This is a genomic window from Leclercia pneumoniae (assembly GCF_017348915.1).
In the GTDB taxonomy this organism is placed as follows: domain Bacteria; phylum Pseudomonadota; class Gammaproteobacteria; order Enterobacterales; family Enterobacteriaceae; genus Enterobacter; species Enterobacter pneumoniae.
Window position 1 is genome coordinate 1,788,791 of record NZ_CP071383.1, and the last position, 18,373, is coordinate 1,807,163.

Sequence of the window (18,373 nt, forward strand, 5' to 3'; positions counted from 1 at the left end):
AGGCCACACGATACCCGTTTTCGTTGCTGATGGAATCAAGCTAAAATGACAGATTATCGCTAAATTCGGACAAGATGATGTCTGGTCTCGGTTTAAATGGTTATGACCCGGATAGCCAGCACGCTGCGGCAGTGGCTTTCCATATACGCGTGGTGGAAGAGGAGCAGCACATTCCGCTGCATCAGCACCGCAAGGGACAGTTGATCCTGGCGCTACGCGGCGCCATCACCACGGAGGTGGAAAATGCCATGCTGATGGTGCCGCCCCAGTATGCGGTGTGGATCCCGGGGCAGCTTCCCCACAGTAATAAAGCCACCCCCGGCGCGCGGCTCTGCTTCTTATTTATTGAACCCGGAGCTATCGCGCTACCCGATCGCTGCTGCACATTAAAAATCTCGCCGCTGGTACGAGAGGTGATCCTCGCAATGGCAGAACGTCAAAACATCGCCTGCCAGCGACTGGTGGAGGTGCTGGGCGATGAACTGCCGAGCCAGCCGCAGGAACAGTTACAGTTGCCGGTATCACCGCATCCTAAAATCCGTCAGATGAGTGAAATGATGATCGCCCAGCCCGCCGCGTGGCAAACCCTGCATCAGTGGGCGCGCCATTTTGCGATGAGTGAGCGTAACCTGGCGCGGCTGGTGGTTAACGAAACCGGGCTGAGTTTTCGCCGCTGGCGCCATCAGCTACAACTGATTGTCGCGCTGCAGGCATTAATATCCGGGCAGACGGTGCAGCAGGTCGCGCAAATGCTGGGCTACGACTCTACCACCGCCTTTATTACTATGTTCAAGAAGGGGCTTGGGCAGACCCCCGCGCGCTACATTGCCAGCCTGGCTACGTCTTACCGATAAACAGCGAGACCAGACCGGCAGCGATAAGCGGGCCAACAGGAACGCCGCGAAACAGCGCGACCCCCAGTACGGTACCCACCAGCAGGCCGGCAACCAGCGTCGGCTGAGAGCTCATTAAGGTTACGCCCCGTCCGCCCAGCCAGGAGACAAAGACGCCCACGGCAATGGCGATCAATGATTTCCAGTTCATAAAGGCGTGGATAAGCGTTGAGGCAGGTAGCGTACCGCTGGCGATGGGCGCCATCACCCCAATGGTGAGAATAATAATGCCGATGGTCAGGCCCTGTTTTTCAATCCAGGGGAAAAAGCCGCTGAGTGGCGTAACGCGCACAATAATTAACACCAGAATGGAGATGGCAACCGTGGTGTTATGGCTGACAAAGCCCAGTGCAGCCAGCCCGAGCAGGATAAGCAGGGTAGGGTCAAACATGAAGAGATCCTTGCCAAAAATAGTAAGCCTGCTTACTTTACCCGCAAGCGGGTGAGTAAACAGGCTTTTCTAAAAAATTCCACTATTTTTGGGCGGTTGCCTGAAGGTTACGCCACTAACAGCGATACCAGCGGGCTTCCTTCGCGCACAAAGACAGGAATGGTCTCCAGTGCGGCCTCAACACGGATACGTTCACCGCCCTGGTAGCGCTCACCGTTCAGCGCGATCCACTGCTGGCCCGCAGGCAACCAAACTTCGCGCTGGCGTTGTCCGGCGTGCATCACCGGCGCGACCAGCAGGTCCTCGCCAAACAGATATTGATCTTCATTTTCCCAGCTCTGGGGCTGCTGCGGATAGTGCCAGAAGAGCGGGCGCATTAGCGGATCGCCGTGCTGATGGGCATTGTCATACAGCTCATCAATATAAGGTCGCAATTTCTCGCGTACCGTCAGCCAGTGCTGCATGATGCTGAAGTTCGCTTCGCCATAACTCCACAGTTCGTTCGGGGAGCCGCTGTTGCACTGAGGAATGCCGTCGCGATAGCGCTCTGGCGGCTGGATTTGTGGCTCACGATATCCGTGCATCCGCAGAACCGGGCAGAAGACCGCCCACTGGAACCAGCGGATCAGCAGTTCATGAAACGCCGGATCGTTAACGTTGCCGCCCTGGAAGCCGCCGATATCGGTCGTCCACCATGGGATACCCGCCAGACCCATATTGAGCCCTGCGGCTAGCTGATTGCGGAAGGCGTGGAATGATGAGTGCACATCGCCTGACCAGGCCAGCACGCCATAGCGCTGGCTGCCTGCCCATGAACAGCGCACCAGGTTAACAATATCCTTTTCGCCGTTGGCCTTCAGCCCATCGTAGAACCCTTGCGCGAAGTCGCGTGGATAGCGGTTACCCACTTCCAGCACAGGGCCTGCGTGGTAACGATAGTTATCAAAGTCGTAAGCACGATACTCAGGCTCGGCCTCATCCAGCCAGTACAATTTGATACCCAGATCATAATAATTCTGTTTTACCGTATCCCAGACGAAGGCGCGCGCCTGGGGATGCGTCGCGTCAAAGAAGGTCGTGTTACCCATAAAGTCGAGATTTACCTGCACCCCGCGTTCGCTGGACACCAGCCAGCCTTTGGCTTTCATGTGGGGATAGAGCGGGCTACGTGCTTCAACCGTTGGCCAGACGGAGACCATCAGCTCAATGCCCAGGCCGTTAAGCTCTTCAACCATCGCTTTCGGATCGGGCCAGTCGATCGGATCAAAACACCAGGTCCCCTGATTCGGCCAGTGGAAGAAATCGATCACCATCACCGACAGCGGTAGGTTGCGGCGACGGTACTCACGGGCTACGTCCAGCACCTCCTGCTGGGTGCGATAGCGCAGTTTGCACTGCCATAATCCGCTGATAAATGCCGGGGCCGGCGGAGGTGTCCCCGTGGCCTTGACATACTGGCGGGTAATGGCCTGGATGGAGTCCGCGGCGGTGATCCAGTAGTCCATCTCGCCGGTCACGCGGGCGCGCCATTCGGTCTGGTTTTTGGCGAAACTGACCTCGCCAATGGCCGGGTTGTTCCAGAGCACGCCATAACCGAGGCTCGACTGCATAAAGGGAACGCTGGCCTGGGAGTTGCGCTGTGCCAGCTCAAGGGTGCAGCCTTTCAAATCCAGCCACGGCTGTTGGTACTGACCCATACCGTAAATCCGCTCATCAGGGCGCGACTCAAAACGGACGGCGAGCTGATATTTCCCGCCCGCAAGCGGTTTGAATTCACGGCCATCAAGCTTCAGCGCACTGACGTACTTATCCTGACTCTTTTCACTTGCCCCAATGCCTACCGTGGAGCGCTGACGCCACATCTCCTCCAGCAGCAACTCTCCGCGCTGGTTATAAAACGCCAGTTGCCCCTTCAGGTTGAGCACTGCGGTAATATTGCCATTACGCAGGGTCAGGATCTCGGGCTGGACGTCAATGTCAGCCGTAGACGGTGTCGCCGGCAGTAAGGCATGATTTTCATCATTGAACGCCGGTGAACAGGTCGCTCTCACGCGCAGGCTGTGCTCTCCCCAGGGCTCTATACGTAAGATCTGACGCTCAAAACGCCACTCAATACTGTTGGTGTGTCGAATAAGTTCACTCATGAATGCTGCGTCCTTTTAAGAAAAAGTCTGTTTGGCGAGTTGGATGGATTTCATGGTGCTGTCGTCGAGTTTGTACCAGCGCAGAGTCGCGAAGGCGGCCAGCGAAAGGATGCCCGGCACCACGGTAAAGAGGGCGATGATGCAGTACATGGCGGTAGAGGTCTGTTCCGGCGCATTCGCCACATAGCCGCTAAAGCCCAGCGTCCAGCCAACAATGGCGCCGCTGATGGCCATACCGAGTTTGAGCACCGCCAGGAAGGTCGAGAAGATAACCCCATCCATGCGTTTGCCCTGTTTCCATTCGCCGTAGTCGGCGACGTCGGCCATCATGACCCACATTAGCGTGGTGGTGGCCTGGTAGAGGGTAGAGATGATGAATGTCATTGGCACCAGCACCAGCACGGATTTTGGCGCGAAGAACAGGGCGATGCTCAGTACCCCGGCCAGCACCGCACAATAGCCGAACATTTGCACTTTGCTGTAGTCACGCGTCAGGCGTTTTGCCAGTGCGCTACCGGCGGCTTTACCCAGAATATGCGCCCCCAGCATCCACATAAAATAGCTGGCGCTGCCGAGATAATAGGTGACGAAATACATCATGGCGCCGAGGCGAATTACGCCGAAGCCGATGTTAGTCAGTACCAGAACGGCCACAACGCGCCACTGATCGTTGCGTAACAAATCGCGTAATTCAGAGAGGTAATTATTATGGGTCGCGGGGGCATTAATCCTCTCCCGGGTATTGGCGAAGCAGATCCAGAACATGATGACCGCCACCGTCGCCATTATTCCCATGGCCCAGCGATAACCGACTAATTTGTCATCTCCGCCAATAAACTCGGCCAATGGCATCATAAAGAAAGTGGATAATGCGCCGCCCAGGGTGGCAAGGAAGAAGCGATAAGATTGCAGAGAAATACGCGCTTCGTTATCTGGCGTAATGACCGCCCCCATAGAGCAGTATGGAATATTAATGGCGGTGTACATCAGCATCATCAGGGTATAGCTGACGGTGGCGAAAATCATTTTACCATGAAGATCGAGCGATTCCGGTACCGCATAGGTCAGCAGGCAGCTGGCACCAAATGGCAGGGCCAGCCACAACATCCATGGTCGGAACTTACCCCAGCGGGTACGGGTGCGGTCAGCAATATATCCCATGGCCGGGTCAATGATGGCATCGGCGGTACGCGCCAGTAAAAACATGGTGCCAACAAAGGCAGCAGGCAGCCCGACCACATCGGTATAATAGAAGGTCAGAAAAATAATGACGTTATCCAGCCCTATATGGCTGGCCATATCGCCCAGCCCGTAGCTGATTTTTTCTTTACGGGTAATTTTTTCGGTCATTGCATTCCCCTGCCGGTAGGCGGTGTATTTGTTATGATGTTCTGCAGCTTATGTTTTATCAGTAACGAATGTTTAACAATTACGAGATCTGGCATCGTAGTTACGGAAACTTATTTTCGTGATACCGGTAACAAATCACTCTGTAAGGGTTAGCGTTTATTTGAATTAAATGGTTTGAGAGGCTAGAGCTGTCTGAATCGTTTCAGTATGAAGATATTTATTTCTTACTAAAAATGTCATTGAAGTGTCATTTCTCCGGGGTAAAAACGAATAAAACACGACGGGAGAATGATGATGAACGATCCTGCTTTTGGCGATGTAATCTATATTTCCGGCACCTTTTTCACCATTGTTTTTATTCTGGTCGCCTCGGTACTTTGGCTCGAAAAGCACGCGTAAATCCGTGACTCCGGGTCGTTAGATCCCCTTTTTCAACCCTTTTTTCACGCCGTTATTCTCCTCGTTTTTTATTGTTGCGCCCCGTTCCCCGCGGCACACTTTTTCATTCAGATCCCTGTGCCTGCCCATCTCTCCCACTCTCTGAACAAGGGATTTGTCTTCACGGCAGGACAGCAACACTCTTTTAAGTTTGGGTTCAGGAATGAATAAAGAATGCTTTGTCCTTCATCCGCTGGCGCTTGCGCTACTGGGCGCATTGTCATTTACTTCTCAGGCGGCTGAACGAACTACGGCCCCGCAGGTAAACGATGGCGATGTCATCACCGTAACCGCGCCCGTGCTCTCCCCGCTGGAAGTGGTGACCTCGCCAAAAACGCCACGCCAGCCGGTGCCGGCCAGCGACGGTTCTGATTACCTCAAAACCATTCCCGGGTTTAGCCAGATCCGTAACGGAGGGAGCAACGGCGACCCGGTATTCCGCGGCATGTTTGGCTCACGCCTGCGCCTGTTGACCAATGACAGCGAGATGTTAGGTGCCTGTCCTTCGCGTATGGATGCGCCAAGCTCCTATATTTCGCCAGAAAGTTATGACCTGCTGACGGTGATCAAAGGGCCCGAAACCGTACTCTGGGGGCCGGGTAACTCTGCCGGAACGGTACGATTCGAACGTGAACCTCCGCGTTTCGATAAGGCCGGCATAAAGGGGGACGCCAGTTTGCTGGCCGCCTCTAACGATCGCGTTGATGAAAATGCCGACGTCAGCTTTGGCAACGATAAGGGCTACGTGCGCCTGACGGGGAATAATTCGAAAGCGGGGGATTACAAAGATGGCAATGGCGATCGCGTCGCCTCGAAGTGGGATAAATGGAACACCGATTTGGCCATCGGCTGGACGCCGGATGCGGACACGTTGCTGGAGTTGACCGCCGGGCAGGGCGATGGCGATGCCAGCTATGCCGGGCGTGGCATGGACGGCTCGCAATTCAAACGTGAAAGCCTGGGGCTGCGCTTCAAAAAAGAGAATATCGGCGAGGTCTTCGATTCGCTGGATATGAGCGCGTATTACAACTATGCCAACCACATTATGGATAACTACTCCATGCGTTCGCCGGGAGCGCCCGCTTCAGGCACCATGCCGATGGGATCGATGGATATGTCGATGCCAAGGGAAAAACAGGTCGATCGGAGGACGGTAGGGGGCAGGGTGATGGGAACCTGGCTGTGGTCTGATTATGAGCTGAAAAGCGGTCTCGATACGCAACTGAATACCCATCGCAGCAACGAAGATGATGAGGACGAAGGCTGGCAGGAAGATGCTCGCTTTCATGACTATGGTGCCTTTAGCGAACTGACGTGGAGTGCGACCGACCTCAGCAAAGTGATTGGCGGTGCGCGTCTGGATAAGGTGGAAGTGGATAACTTTACTGGCGTTGGTAGCAGCAGTCGGCAAGACACGCTTCCGGCCGGCTTCTTACGGGTTGAGCATAATCTCGGATCTCAGCCAGCGATGGTCTACGCCGGACTGGGATACACCGAGCGTTTCCCGGATTACTGGGAACTCTTTTCACCCACCTATGGACCGGATGGCACCACGGATGTCTTTGATAATCTGAAACCGGAAAAAACCACCCAGCTTGATGTTGGGGCACAATACAAAGGGAAAAAAACGACCGGCTGGATCTCCGCCTATATCGGACGGATTAACGACTATATCCTCTTTCTGTACGATTCCGATGATAGCCACGTCAGCCAGGCAGATAACGTTGATGCCACCATTATGGGGGGCGAGATGGGTGCCTCTTATCAGCTAAGCGAACGGTGGAAAACAGATGCCACCCTGAACTACGCCTGGGGGGAAAATACGGACGAACATCAGCCGCTGCCACAAATGCCGCCGCTGGAAGCTCGCCTTGGCCTGACGTGGGAGAAAGGCGACTGGAGCTCTACAGGGCTGTTGCGTATGGTCAGCCCGCAGCACCGGGTGGCGTTGAACGAGGGGAACGTGGTAGGCAAAGACTTTGATCAGAGTGCCGGGTTTGCCATTGTTTCCGCCAACGCTGCGTACAAGGTCAATAAATTCCTGAAACTCAGCAGTGGCGTTGATAATCTGCTGGATAAAAGTTACAGCGAACACCTTAACCTGGCGGGAAACAGTAGCTTCGGTTACTCCTCTGATACCCCTGTCAATGAGCCAGGGCGAACCTTCTGGGCCAAAATGAACGTTGAATTTTAAGTCTCTGCCCTCCGTCGTTATTATTTAATGGGACGTGAGGGCTATTAAATAGAATTAAACAGGTTGGCCTGTTTTAACTGATAATAATATCGTTGCTTGTTATATGCAGTTTAACGAATAACTAAATTTTCTTATTTAATAGGGAGTTTCTGTTTTTAATGCCGTTAATTTAGATATACTGACAAAAATAGATATTTAATATGGTATACTCTTTACAGGTTATTCTTTTGTTATGTGAAGGTTAATATGAACAGGAAGTTCAGAGATATCGACGCGACCGTGCGTGGACTCAATAGCGCAACTGATGCGCATTTTAAATGGCTGGTAAAAGTTCTCCGTTATGTAGCGAGTCGTGAGGGCGATTTACCTGAAATCACCTGCACCGACGCGCATCATCATTGTGAATTTGGACACTGGCTGAATGACAAATTGCTTGAGGAGCGAGAGGATAAAAACTTTCTCCTGGACATTAATAAACAGCATATTGTGATTCATTACGCCTGTCGTACCATGATTACGGAAATCATTGAGAACAAAGACGCTTCCAGTGCCTATGAGGACTTTGAAAACGCGCTGTTAGCCTTCACGGAATCTCTCACTCTTTTTAAAGTGCATCTTTTGCAGCTGCGCACAAGTTATGACGCACTCACAGGGTTACCTTTACGCCGCGTGCTTGATGAATCTTTCGCGAGCATGAATAAAGAGTTAAGCGATGATGGTCTTTATCTGTTGCTGCTCGATGTCGATCATTTCAAAAAAGTGAATGATGATTACGGCCATTTGAATGGCGATATTGTATTGCAATCATTGGCAACGCATCTTGATAACCACGTTCGCGCATCAGAGTCGGTATATCGCTACGGGGGTGAGGAGTTTATTATTCTGCTGCACGTCAGGGATGATAACGAAGCTATCGCAACGGCGGAACGACTCCGTCGACTGATTTCTGAAATGGTGATTGTCGCAGGGGAATATCATATCAATGTGACGTTCACCTCGGGATTAACCAGAATAAAGTATGGCGAACCCCTTCGGGAAGCGGTCGAGAGAGCAGATTTAGCTTTATATAAAGGCAAAGCCAGCGGCCGAAATTGTACGATGTTGATAAACACCCAGCGTGAAACGCAGAGATATAGCGATTAAAAAAGAACAGCCAGTTAGTAATAACTGGCTGTTTTGTTTAGCTGTTGCTGGTGGCCGATTGCTTGTGGAAGAGCTCACGGAAGACGGGATAAATATCATCCTGGTCGCGGATATGCTGCATCGCGAAGTTTTCAAACGTCGCCTGCAGATGTTCATATTCACGCCACAGGGTCTGGTGTGCCCGACGGGTGATCTCAATATAGCTATAGTAGCGCACCACGGGCAGCAGTTTTTTCGCCAGGATCTCATGACACAGCGGTGAATCGTCTGCCCAGTTATCCCCATCGGAGGCCTGAGCCGCATAGATATTCCATTGTGCCGGGTCGTAGCGCTCTTTCACCACCTCGTCCATTAACTTCAGGGCACTAGAGACAATGGTGCCCCCTGTCTCTTGAGAGTAGAAGAACTCGTGTTCATCTACTTCTTTCGCCTGAGTGTGGTGACGAATATAGACCACCTCCACGTTTTTATAGGTTCTGCTCAGGAACAGATAGAGCAGGATATAAAAGCGTTTGGCCATATCCTTAGTGGTCTGATCCATCGAGCCGGAGACGTCCATCAGACAGAACATCACCGCCTGGCTTGAGGGCTCAGGGCGTTTTTCATAGTTCCTGTAACGCAAGTCGAAGGTGTCGATAAAGGGCACGCGTTCGATCTTAGCGCGTAACTCGGCAATCTCTTTGCGCAGACGCTCCTCTTCCAGCAGTTGCACAGGCTCGCTGTTTTCCACCGTTTGCAGGCTGGCTTCCAGTTCGCGTAGCGCCCGACGTTTGCCTGCTGTCATGGCGGTCCGCCGCGCCAGCGAGTTCTGCAGCGAGCGCACCACGCTGATGTTTGCCGGTACGCCATTCGCGGTATAACCCGCGCGATGGGTTTTATACTCGGTTAACTGACGGTGCTGATTTTTCTTCAGATTTGGCAGGGCCAAATCTTCAAACAGCAGATCGAGATACTCATCTTTGGAGATCTGAAAAACGAATTCATCCTGTCCTTCACCATCCTGACTCGCCTGGCCCTGGCCGCTGCCAGAACCGCCACCGCCGCCCTGCGGACGCTCGATGCGGTCATTCTGGATAAAGTGATCGTTACCGGGATGTACGCGATGGCGTAAACCGCCGCGTCCCTGGTGAAACATTGGCTCGCTAATATCGTCCGTCGGAATAGAGACGGACTCGCCGCTATCGACATCGGTCACCGAACGCTTATTAATGGCCTCGGAGATCGACTGTTTGATTTGCGCTTTATAACGGCGCAAGAAGCGTTGGCGATTCACCGTGCTCTTGTTTTTGCCGTTAAGACGCCGGTCAATAAACCAGGTCATATGTCCCCCGTACTGCATTTGCCAACTTTGTACCCTTACGGGTATGCGCAGTTGCTGTTTGCCCGGCAGGCTTTCACCGCCGGGCATCATTGTTATGATGATTTACGGACGCGGAGATACCATTCACACAGCAGGCGAACCTGCTTGCGGGTATAGCCTTTCTCCATCATACGGTCGACAAAGTCGTCGTGCTTTTTCTGCTCGTCGGTGGAAGTTTTGGCGTTAAACGAAATCACCGGCAGCAACTCCTCGGTATTAGAGAACATTTTCTTCTCAATGACCGTGCGCAGTTTTTCATAACTGGTCCAGTTGGGGTTGCGACCGTTGTTATTTGCCCGGGCACGCAGCACAAAGTTAACGATCTCATTACGGAAGTCTTTCGGGTTACTGATCCCGGCAGGCTTCTCGATTTTTTCAAGCTCGGCGTTCAGCGATTCACGATCGAAGAGCTGACCGGTGTCCGGATCGCGGTACTCCTGATCCTGGATCCAGAAATCGGCATAGGTAACATAGCGGTCAAAAATGTTCTGGCCGTACTCGGAGTACGACTCCAGGTAGGCCGTCTGGATCTCCTTGCCAATGAACTCAGCATATTTCGGGATCAGATAACCTTTAAGGAACTCAAGGTAACGTTCGGCCTGCTCCTGCGGGAACTGCTCACGCTCAATCTGCTGCTCCAGAACATAGAACAGGTGTACCGGGTTTGCCGCCACTTCCGCATGATCAAAGTTGAATACGCGAGAGAGGATCTTAAACGCGAAGCGCGTAGACAACCCGTTCATCCCTTCATCAACACCCGCATAGTCGCGATACTCCTGGTAGGATTTCGCTTTCGGGTCAGTGTCTTTCAGGCTCTCACCATCGTACACGCGCATTTTTGAGTAGATGCTTGAGTTTTCAGGCTCTTTCAAACGCGACAAGATTGAGAAGCGTGACAGCGTTTCCAGGGTGCCAGGGGCGCAGGGCGCATGCACCAGCTCACTGTGATTCAGCAGTTTTTCGTAAATTTTGATCTCTTCTGAGATGCGCAGGCAATAAGGCACCTTGACGATGTAAACACGGTCAAGGAAGGCCTCATTGTTTTTGTTATTTCTGAACGTGACCCACTCCGATTCGTTCGAGTGAGCCAGAATAATGCCGTTGAACGGCAGGGCGGAGATGCCTTCAGTCCCGTTATAGTTGCCTTCCTGCGTCGCGGTCAGCAGCGGGTGCAGCACTTTGATGGGGGCCTTAAACATCTCGACAAATTCCATCACCCCCTGGTTTGCCCGGCAGAGCGCACCTGAGTAGCCGTACGCATCTGGATCGTTTTGGGCATGGTTTTCCAGTTTACGGATATCGACTTTACCGACCAGGGCAGAGATATCCTGGTTGTTCTCATCACCCGGTTCCGTCTTGGCGATAGCAATCTGTTCCAGAATGGACGGCCAGACTTTTACCACGCGGAATTTGGTAATATCGCCGCCAAATTCGTGCAGACGTTTTGCCGCCCAGGGTGACATGATGGTGCCCAGATAACGACGGGGAATGCCGTACTCTTTATCCAGGATCTGCGCATCTTCCTGCGGATTAAATAGACAGAGCGGGTGATCATTCACCGGGCTGCGCTCACCGTTGGCGCTCAGCACATAGATTGGCACCCGCTGCATTAATGATTTCAGACGTTCAGCCAGTGACGATTTACCGCCACCCACCGGCCCTAGCAGATACAGAATCTGTTTCTTCTCTTCCAGCCCTTGTGCCGCGTGCTTCAGATAAGAGACGATCTGCTCAATGGCATCCTCCATACCATAAAACTCTTCGAACGCAGGATATCGGGCGACGACCCGATTGGAAAAAAGACGGGAAAGCCGTGGTTCCTGGGCAGTGTCCACCATCTGTGGCTCACCGATAGCCATCAATAGCCGTTCTGCCGCGTTAGCATAGGCACTGCGATCTTGCTTACAGATGGCAAGAAACTCCTGCAGTGTGAACTCTTCGTCCTTGGCAGCTTCATAGCGCTGGCGATAGTGATCGAATATATTCATGGCATGCCGTCCTTTCGTTTTTTAGCACAGGATAAGAGCCGTTCGTATGAATAGTGGAGGCTCCCGGAAGCGGGATCCTTTGCACCTCACTGCAAAAGCAGCAACCCGTGTGCCAGGTCGGGGGCTAAAACTGCGGGGTGGTCAGGAATTCATCTTCTTAAAATTAAGCGTAGATGGCATTTGCAAAACTTGCATGTCGCCCAAATCTAATTTCAATGACATATCAATAACTCATCCGAAAAATCAGCGATAATTTTTAAGTCAAACACACTTATTTCGCGGTTCTGTCATCGGAGTGACAATATTTCGTCATGTGCATCGCAGAAATTAATCTGTTTATCAGAAATATTCGTATGTAAAAAATTGGGAAAGCGCGCGAAGGGCGGTTAAACTCCTTTCGCGGATTATTTGACTACAGGAAAGAATGGATTGTGACCAAACTCAAACTTCTGGCACTGGGAATTCTCGCTGCCGCTTCAGTGGGTACCGCTAGCGCGGAGAATCAGTGGTCTGTCGGCGCAGGCGTCGGCGTGCTCAATAGCCCGTACAAAGACTATGACCGTGATGTCTATCCGGTACCGGTGATCACCTATGAAGGTGACAACTTCTGGTTCCGCGGTCTTGGCGGTGGCTATTATCTGTGGAATGACGAAAGCGATAAGCTTTCGATCATGGCTTACTACGATCCGATGCACTTCAAGCCGGGCGACAGCGACGACTGGCGACTGAAGCAGCTCGATAAACGTAAGAGCACCATGATGGCGGGTCTCTCCTACGTGCATAACACCCAGTATGGTTTCCTGCGTACCTCCCTGGCAGCTGACACGCTCGATAACAGCAACGGCTACATTTGGGATCTGGCCTGGTTGTATCGCTATACCAACGGCGGCCTGACGCTGACGCCGGGTATTGGCGTAGAGTACACCAGTGAAAACTATAATGACTACTACTATGGGGTGTCCCGCCGTGAGGCAAATCGTAGTGGGTTAAATCGCTACAATGCTGACGATGGCTGGAACCCGTACCTGGCGCTCACTGCCAGCTACGAATTCACTCAGGACTGGAATATCTACGGCACCGGCCGTTATACCCGTCTGAGCGACGAGATCAAAGACAGCCCGATGGTCGATAAATCCTGGGCAGGCGCGTTCTCTGTTGGGGTGACCTACAGTTTCTGATTGTGCATCTTCACAGTGCAATCACTGCATTACAACGGGGCGCTTGCGCCCCGTTTGCATTATGTTGGTGCGGTGAAACAGGAGAAACAGATGAGCAAAAAAACCGTTATGTTTGGCGAAAAAGAGACTCTGCCGGCCATTGGCAGGGCACCTGGTATATAGGTGAGAAAAACAGCCTTCGTTCTCAGGAGGTCACTGCGCTGCGCACGGGCATCGAACTGGGCCTCACCCTGATCGATACCGCAGAAATGTACGCAGACGGCAAAGCAGAAGAGGTGGTTGGCGAAGCGATTAAAGGAGCGCGGGATAAAGTCTATCTGGTCTCCAAAGTCTATCCGTGGAACGCGGCAGGCCAGAAAGGGATGGCGGCCTGTGAAGCCAGCTTACGCCGCCTGGGTACCGACTACCTCGATCTCTATCTGCTGCACTGGCGAGGCGAGTACGGCCTGGAGGAGACCGTCGGGTTGATGGAGACCTTGCAGCGTCAGGGCAAAATTCGCCGCTGGGGTGTATCTAATCTGGATGTTGAAGATATGCAGGCGCTCTGGCAAGTGCCCGGAGGGCAGGCCTGCGCGACAAATCAGGTCCTCTATCATCTGGCTTCGCGAGGCATCGAATACGATCTTCTTCCCTGGTGTCAGCAACAGCAGATGCCGGTAATGGCTTACTGCCCCCTGGCTCAGGCCGGGCGATTACGTTCTGGATTAATGACGCATCCGGTGGTCAATGAGATAGCATAACGTCATCGCGCCACGCCGGCGCAGATCCTGTTGGCATGGGTCATTAGTCATCAGGGGGTGATAGCGATTCCAAAAGCGGGCTCGCCAGAGCATGTCAGGGATAACGCGCAGGCGTTAGAGATTACGCTCTCTGACGAAGAGATAGCTATGCTTGCGGACGCATTTCCGGCGCCTGGCCATAAAACGCCGCTGGATATGGTGTGATGGTAAAACGCCCCGCTCCCGTGGGGAGTGAGGCGGGCATCATTAGCGCTGAATGATGCTAATAGTTTGCCCCAGACGAGAAGGCTTCTCTTCGCTGGTCTTCTGTGGTGATGTTACGCAGGCGGTTTCTACACAGACGAAGGTCTTATAACCCTCGTCCGGTACGTCGGCCATGCTCACAGAGAGCGCCGGGCCCGGGTTCCAGCCCACAACGTTGCTATGGTGATGGTGCACCACTTCGACGCTGCGGTTCAGCGCGGCGTCATGAATGACGCTGCACGCTTCCGGATGCAGATAAACGCGGTCGGTACGATCCGGGAAGGTCTGCACGCCGTCGCTCAGTTTGCCCTCTTTGGCGTTATCCACTTTGTCGATAAAGGTATCGCCCAATCCACTCACCTTGACCGCGCTGATGTCACCCACGTTGAAATAGGTGTGCAGGGCGCTGGTGGTTTCAAATTCGCCGTGGGCTTCCAGTTCGATTTCACAGGTTTTACCCAGCTTGAAGCGTGCATAGAGTGTGAAATCGTGCGGCCAGAGCGCACGGGTCTCCTCATTTGCCTGCAGTTCAAACGTCAGTACCACACCATTTTCATCGTCATTGTGCGCTTTCAAGGTCCACTGCTGATTACGGGCAAACCCGTGAGCAGGCAAACCTGACTGTGCCGCCGGGCCAAACCACGGCCAGCAAATCGGCACGCCGCCGCGGATCGCCGCCCCTTTTTTGAAAGAGGTGTTGTCGCTGAGCCACAGCGCTTCGGTTTGACCTTCTGGTTTCCAGGAGAGCAGGTGAGCGCCATTCAGCGCTACGGAGGCTTTTACGCGCGGGTGATCAACGACGATGATGTCGGCTCCGTCAATCTGACGGCGGGAAAGCACAGGGGTAAGTTCTTCGACTACCGGAAGTGCAAAAATTTTATTAATCATTAAGCAATCCTCTGTCTTGAAGCAATAAAAAAGGCGACCGAAGTCGCCTTTTGAATCAGTGTCTCATCTCAACTTATTTGGAGATGTGAGCGATCAGGTCCAGTACTTTGTTGGAGTAACCGGTTTCGTTGTCGTACCAGGATACCAGCTTAACGAAGTTGTCGTTCAGTGCGATACCTGCTTTAGCATCGAACACGGAAGTGCATACTTCGCCGTTGAAATCGGTAGAAACAACGTCATCTTCGGTGTAACCCAGAACGCCTTTCATTGCGCCTTCGGAAGCAGCTTTGATTGCTTTCTTAATTTCTTCATAAGAAGCAGCTTTTTCCAGACGAACGGTCAGGTCAACAACGGATACGTTAGGAGTCGGAACGCGGAACGCCATACCAGTCAGTTTGCCATTCAGTTCTGGCAATACTTTACCTACCGCTTTAGCAGCACCGGTAGAGGATGGGATGATGTTCTGAGCCGCGCCACGGCCGCCACGCCAGTCTTTGTGAGACGGGCCGTCAACGGTTTTCTGAGTTGCGGTGGTCGCGTGTACGGTGGTCATCAGACCTTCAACGATACCGAAGTTGTCGTTGATAACTTTCGCCAGCGGTGCCAGGCAGTTGGTGGTGCAGGATGCGTTGGAAACGATATCCTGGCCAGCGTAAGTTTCGAAGTTAGCACCACGTACGAACATTGGGGTGTTGTCTTTGGAAGGACCAGTCAGAACAACTTTTTTCGCGCCAGCGGTGATGTGCTTACGTGCAGTTTCGTCGGTCAGGAAGATACCGGTTGCTTCAGCAACCACGTCAACACCGATTTCGTTCCACTTCAGGTTAGCTGGATCTTTTTCAGCAGTAACACGGATGGTTTTGCCGTTAACAACCAGGTGGCCGTCTTTAACTTCAACAGTACCGTTGAAGCGACCGTGGGTTGAGTCGTACTTCAGCATGTACGCCATGTATTCAGCGTCCAACAGATCGTTGATACCAACGATTTCGATGTCAGAACGTTCCTGAGCAGCACGGAAAACAATGCGACCGATACGGCCAAAACCGTTGATACCTACTTTGATAGTCATATATTCCACCAGCTATTTGTTAGTGAATAAAAGGTTGCCTGTAAAATTACAAAAACCATACGCAGCGTCAAGCGGAATCGTGTCAATCATTGCGGCAAATCAATCCTTCGCGCGACCTTTGGGCGATTGACTCGCCTAACATTCCCTCGGAGCTTGCAACCATATGGGGACTGCGCCGTGAATTTTAAAGGGCTGGCCGAAGAAAAATGTGGATTAGATCACATTTGGCCGACCGCCTTTTCGCAACGACTAAGTTTAGAACAAAAGTTCACACTTCAGTGTTAATGTTTTGTTAGAATCGACCTAAACGTTGTCTGTTTTCAATCGTGAGATATGAGCTTATGTCGAATCAATCCAACCCGGACGAACTGAAGAAAAATCTAACAGAAATGCAGTTCTACGTGACCCAGAACCACGGCACCGAGCCGCCGTTCACCGGGCGTTTACTGCATAACAAACGTGATGGGATCTACCACTGCCTGGTGTGTGATGCTGCGCTGTTTAACTCTGAAAGTAAATACGATTCTGGCTGCGGTTGGCCAAGCTTCTATGAGCCCGTCAGCGATGAGGCAATCCGCTATCTGACCGACAACTCTCATGGTATGCAGCGCATCGAAATCCGCTGCGGAAATTGTGATGCCCACCTCGGTCATGTTTTCCCGGACGGCCCTCAGCCAACAGGGGAGCGTTTCTGCGTCAATTCTGCCTCGTTAAGCTTCACCGATGACCAGAATGGCGACCAGACTAAAGGTTGAAAAATCGATTCAGCAAATTATTCCACCGGAGCCGGGTAAATCATGAATATTGACGAGATGATTAGTGGGATGACAGAGGACGTTTATCAACGCCTGGTCACTGCCGTTGAGCTGGGAAAATGGCCTGATGGGGTGGCGCTGACCCCGGCCCAGAAAGAGAACAGCCTGCAACTGGTTATGCTATGGCAGGCGCGGCATAACACCGACGCGCAACACATGACCATTGATACTCAGGGGCAGATGGTGATGAAGAGTAAACAACAGCTGAAGGAAGATTTCGGCATCGCGCCAAAATCGATTGCCATGTTCAAATCCTGATGGGTTTATGCGTACCGGGCGGTGAAAGTACCACCGCCCGGCAAAAGGACTACGCCTGTGTCTCTTGCCAGTCTTCCAGCGTATACAGGGTGGCACCCGCAGCTGCCATATCCATAAACGCCTGCGCGCTATCCTGAGGCTGAAGATTGACGCCGCGGCAGCCATCGGTAATCACATTGACGGTGTATCCCAGCTGGAGTGCGTCCAGCACGGTAAATTTCACGCAATAATCTGTCGCCAGACCCAGCACAATAAGCTCAACGATTTCATGGTGACGCAGCCACGCATCCAGCGCCGTTTTCTGACGATGGCCGTTATCAAAGAATGCGCTATAACTGTCGATGGCCGGGTTTTCGCCTTTGTGGAACACCGCATCAATCGCTTTTTGGTTAAGCAAAGGGTGGAGCTCAGCGCCTTCGGTCTGCTGAACGCAGTGATCCGGCCAGAATGTCTGTGCCAGCCCGTCGAGTTCGCCCAGGCTATAAGGTTCAACGTCATGCTGGCTGGCAAAGCTACCGTGATTTTCCGGATGCCAGTCCTGGCTTGCCACCACGGCATCGCCGCGGGCTTTACACCACTCAATAAGCGTATTAGCGATATCAACAGTGCTGTCGCCTTCTGCTACCGCCAGCGCGCCGCCTGCGCAAAAATCATTTTGCAGATCAACCAGTAATAAAGCTCGTTGCGTCATATTCATTCCTTAAAAGCAGCGTATTTATCATCTAATTTTAATGGTAAAGCGGGGCCACAGAATGCTATCCGGAGCATTCCTGGACGCCCGGGCATTAACGACAAAAGACGACAGGGACGCGTTTCGAGTAGATAAACCAGGGCACTAAAACAATCAGGCTGAAAGAGGAGACCAGAAGCCAGAGCAGGTCGGCGAATTGTTGTGACATATCGAAGGCGATCCCGCTGTAGATGACCGAACCGGCGTTGATAACAAAATTACCCACGTAATAGGCAATCATGGCTTTTCGGGTTCGCTTACTTTTTCTGAAGAACTGCCAGCAGGCGTTGCCCAGCAAGGTCATATAGACAATGCTCGGCAGGGTTAACGCTGCAACAGCCAGCCCGACGTCATGGTCTTCACCCGTGAAAAAGAGCCACAGGAGTAACACGACCACCCAGGCGTTGAACGCCCCGGCGATGCAGGAAAGTATCAAACCGGCTGCAGGAAACAAGAGAAAACCGTCAATTTTGGTACTGTTGCTCATAAGCTCCCTCTCATGAGATAGCGGGCGAGGAGGGCAACGCCGTTACCCTCTCGTGCTTCCCAAC

16 protein-coding genes and 1 pseudogene are annotated in these 18,373 nt (G+C 52.6%); 8 read left to right on the top strand and 9 right to left on the bottom strand.

Annotated features, from left to right (window positions below; translation table 11 throughout):
• Window positions 1-77: 77 nt before the first annotated feature.
• The gene (locus JZ655_RS08595) at window positions 78-854 is read left to right on the top strand and encodes an AraC family transcriptional regulator (RefSeq protein WP_046885878.1); all 777 of its coding nucleotides are present in this window, start codon (window positions 78-80) and stop codon (window positions 852-854) included.
• Here the strand turns inward: JZ655_RS08595 and JZ655_RS08600 are convergent.
• The 3 genes from JZ655_RS08600 to JZ655_RS08610 all read right to left on the bottom strand — a co-directional run bounded on the left by JZ655_RS08600 (window position 838) and on the right by JZ655_RS08610 (window position 4,778).
• Window positions 838-1,284, bottom strand: a complete 447-nt coding sequence (locus JZ655_RS08600) for a DUF441 domain-containing protein (RefSeq protein WP_040076064.1) — start codon at window positions 1,282-1,284, stop codon at window positions 838-840. The genes JZ655_RS08595 and JZ655_RS08600 overlap by 17 nt on opposite strands.
• Window positions 1,285-1,391: 107 nt before the next feature.
• Window positions 1,392-3,428, bottom strand: a complete 2,037-nt coding sequence (locus JZ655_RS08605) for a glycoside hydrolase family 31 protein (protein ID WP_207293560.1) — start codon at window positions 3,426-3,428, stop codon at window positions 1,392-1,394.
• 15 nt (window positions 3,429-3,443) lie between these two features.
• Window positions 3,444-4,778: a glycoside-pentoside-hexuronide (GPH):cation symporter gene (locus JZ655_RS08610; protein ID WP_046885880.1), complete on the bottom strand. Its 1,335-nt coding sequence runs from the start codon at window positions 4,776-4,778 to the stop codon at window positions 3,444-3,446.
• Window positions 4,779-5,072: 294 nt separating this feature from the next.
• Here JZ655_RS08610 and yoaI point away from each other — a divergent pair, with 294 nt between their 5' ends.
• From yoaI to JZ655_RS08620, 3 genes are all read left to right on the top strand, one after another.
• The gene (gene yoaI / locus JZ655_RS21500) at window positions 5,073-5,177 is read left to right on the top strand and encodes a small membrane protein YoaI (protein WP_281064309.1); all 105 of its coding nucleotides are present in this window, start codon (window positions 5,073-5,075) and stop codon (window positions 5,175-5,177) included.
• Window positions 5,178-5,379: 202 nt separating this feature from the next.
• Window positions 5,380-7,410, top strand: a complete 2,031-nt coding sequence (locus JZ655_RS08615; protein WP_207293561.1) for a TonB-dependent copper receptor — start codon at window positions 5,380-5,382, stop codon at window positions 7,408-7,410.
• 246 nt (window positions 7,411-7,656) lie between these two features.
• The gene (locus JZ655_RS08620) at window positions 7,657-8,553 is read left to right on the top strand and encodes a diguanylate cyclase (RefSeq protein ID WP_040076060.1); all 897 of its coding nucleotides are present in this window, start codon (window positions 7,657-7,659) and stop codon (window positions 8,551-8,553) included.
• A 37-nt stretch (window positions 8,554-8,590) separates the two neighbouring features.
• Here JZ655_RS08620 and JZ655_RS08625 read toward each other — a convergent pair whose 3' ends face one another.
• Window positions 8,591-9,874, bottom strand: coding sequence for a YeaH/YhbH family protein (locus JZ655_RS08625; protein WP_040076058.1), 1,284 nt, complete (start codon window positions 9,872-9,874; stop codon window positions 8,591-8,593).
• 92 nt (window positions 9,875-9,966) lie between these two features.
• Entirely contained in the window at window positions 9,967-11,901 is a 1,935-nt protein-coding gene (gene yeaG / locus JZ655_RS08630) for a protein kinase YeaG (protein WP_046885883.1), read from the bottom strand.
• A gap of 431 nt (window positions 11,902-12,332) precedes the next feature.
• On the opposite strand from yeaG, the gene JZ655_RS08635 reads away from it, so the two are divergent.
• Window positions 12,333-13,079 carry a MipA/OmpV family protein gene (locus JZ655_RS08635; RefSeq protein ID WP_046885884.1) on the top strand — a complete coding sequence of 249 codons (747 nt, stop codon included), beginning with the start codon at window positions 12,333-12,335 and terminating at the stop codon, window positions 13,077-13,079.
• Between the two features lie 90 nt (window positions 13,080-13,169).
• A pseudogene (locus JZ655_RS08640) lies at window positions 13,170-14,023 on the top strand (aldo/keto reductase).
• 42 nt (window positions 14,024-14,065) lie between these two features.
• On the opposite strand, the gene JZ655_RS08645 reads toward JZ655_RS08640, so the two are convergent.
• Both JZ655_RS08645 and gapA read right to left on the bottom strand, forming a co-directional pair.
• The gene (locus tag JZ655_RS08645; RefSeq protein WP_046885886.1) at window positions 14,066-14,950 is read right to left on the bottom strand and encodes a D-hexose-6-phosphate mutarotase; all 885 of its coding nucleotides are present in this window, start codon (window positions 14,948-14,950) and stop codon (window positions 14,066-14,068) included.
• Between the two features lie 73 nt (window positions 14,951-15,023).
• Window positions 15,024-16,019 carry a glyceraldehyde-3-phosphate dehydrogenase gene (gene gapA, locus JZ655_RS08650; RefSeq protein WP_006174810.1) on the bottom strand — a complete coding sequence of 332 codons (996 nt, stop codon included), beginning with the start codon at window positions 16,017-16,019 and terminating at the stop codon, window positions 15,024-15,026.
• 341 nt (window positions 16,020-16,360) lie between these two features.
• Between gapA and msrB the strand changes: the two genes are divergently transcribed.
• Window positions 16,361-16,774: a peptide-methionine (R)-S-oxide reductase MsrB gene (msrB, locus tag JZ655_RS08655; protein ID WP_040076050.1), complete on the top strand. Its 414-nt coding sequence runs from the start codon at window positions 16,361-16,363 to the stop codon at window positions 16,772-16,774.
• A gap of 42 nt (window positions 16,775-16,816) precedes the next feature.
• On the top strand, window positions 16,817-17,092 hold the full coding sequence (locus JZ655_RS08660; protein ID WP_040076049.1) for a YeaC family protein: 276 nt from the start codon (window positions 16,817-16,819) through the stop codon (window positions 17,090-17,092).
• Between the two features lie 49 nt (window positions 17,093-17,141).
• Here the strand turns inward: JZ655_RS08660 and pncA are convergent, their stop codons facing one another.
• Together pncA and JZ655_RS08670 are read right to left on the bottom strand one after the other, a co-directional pair.
• Entirely contained in the window at window positions 17,142-17,783 is a 642-nt protein-coding gene (pncA, locus tag JZ655_RS08665; protein ID WP_207293562.1) for a bifunctional nicotinamidase/pyrazinamidase, read from the bottom strand.
• Window positions 17,784-17,877: 94 nt separating this feature from the next.
• On the bottom strand, window positions 17,878-18,309 hold the full coding sequence (locus JZ655_RS08670) for a DUF2569 family protein (RefSeq protein ID WP_207293563.1): 432 nt from the start codon (window positions 18,307-18,309) through the stop codon (window positions 17,878-17,880).
• Window positions 18,310-18,373: the final 64 nt, after the last annotated feature.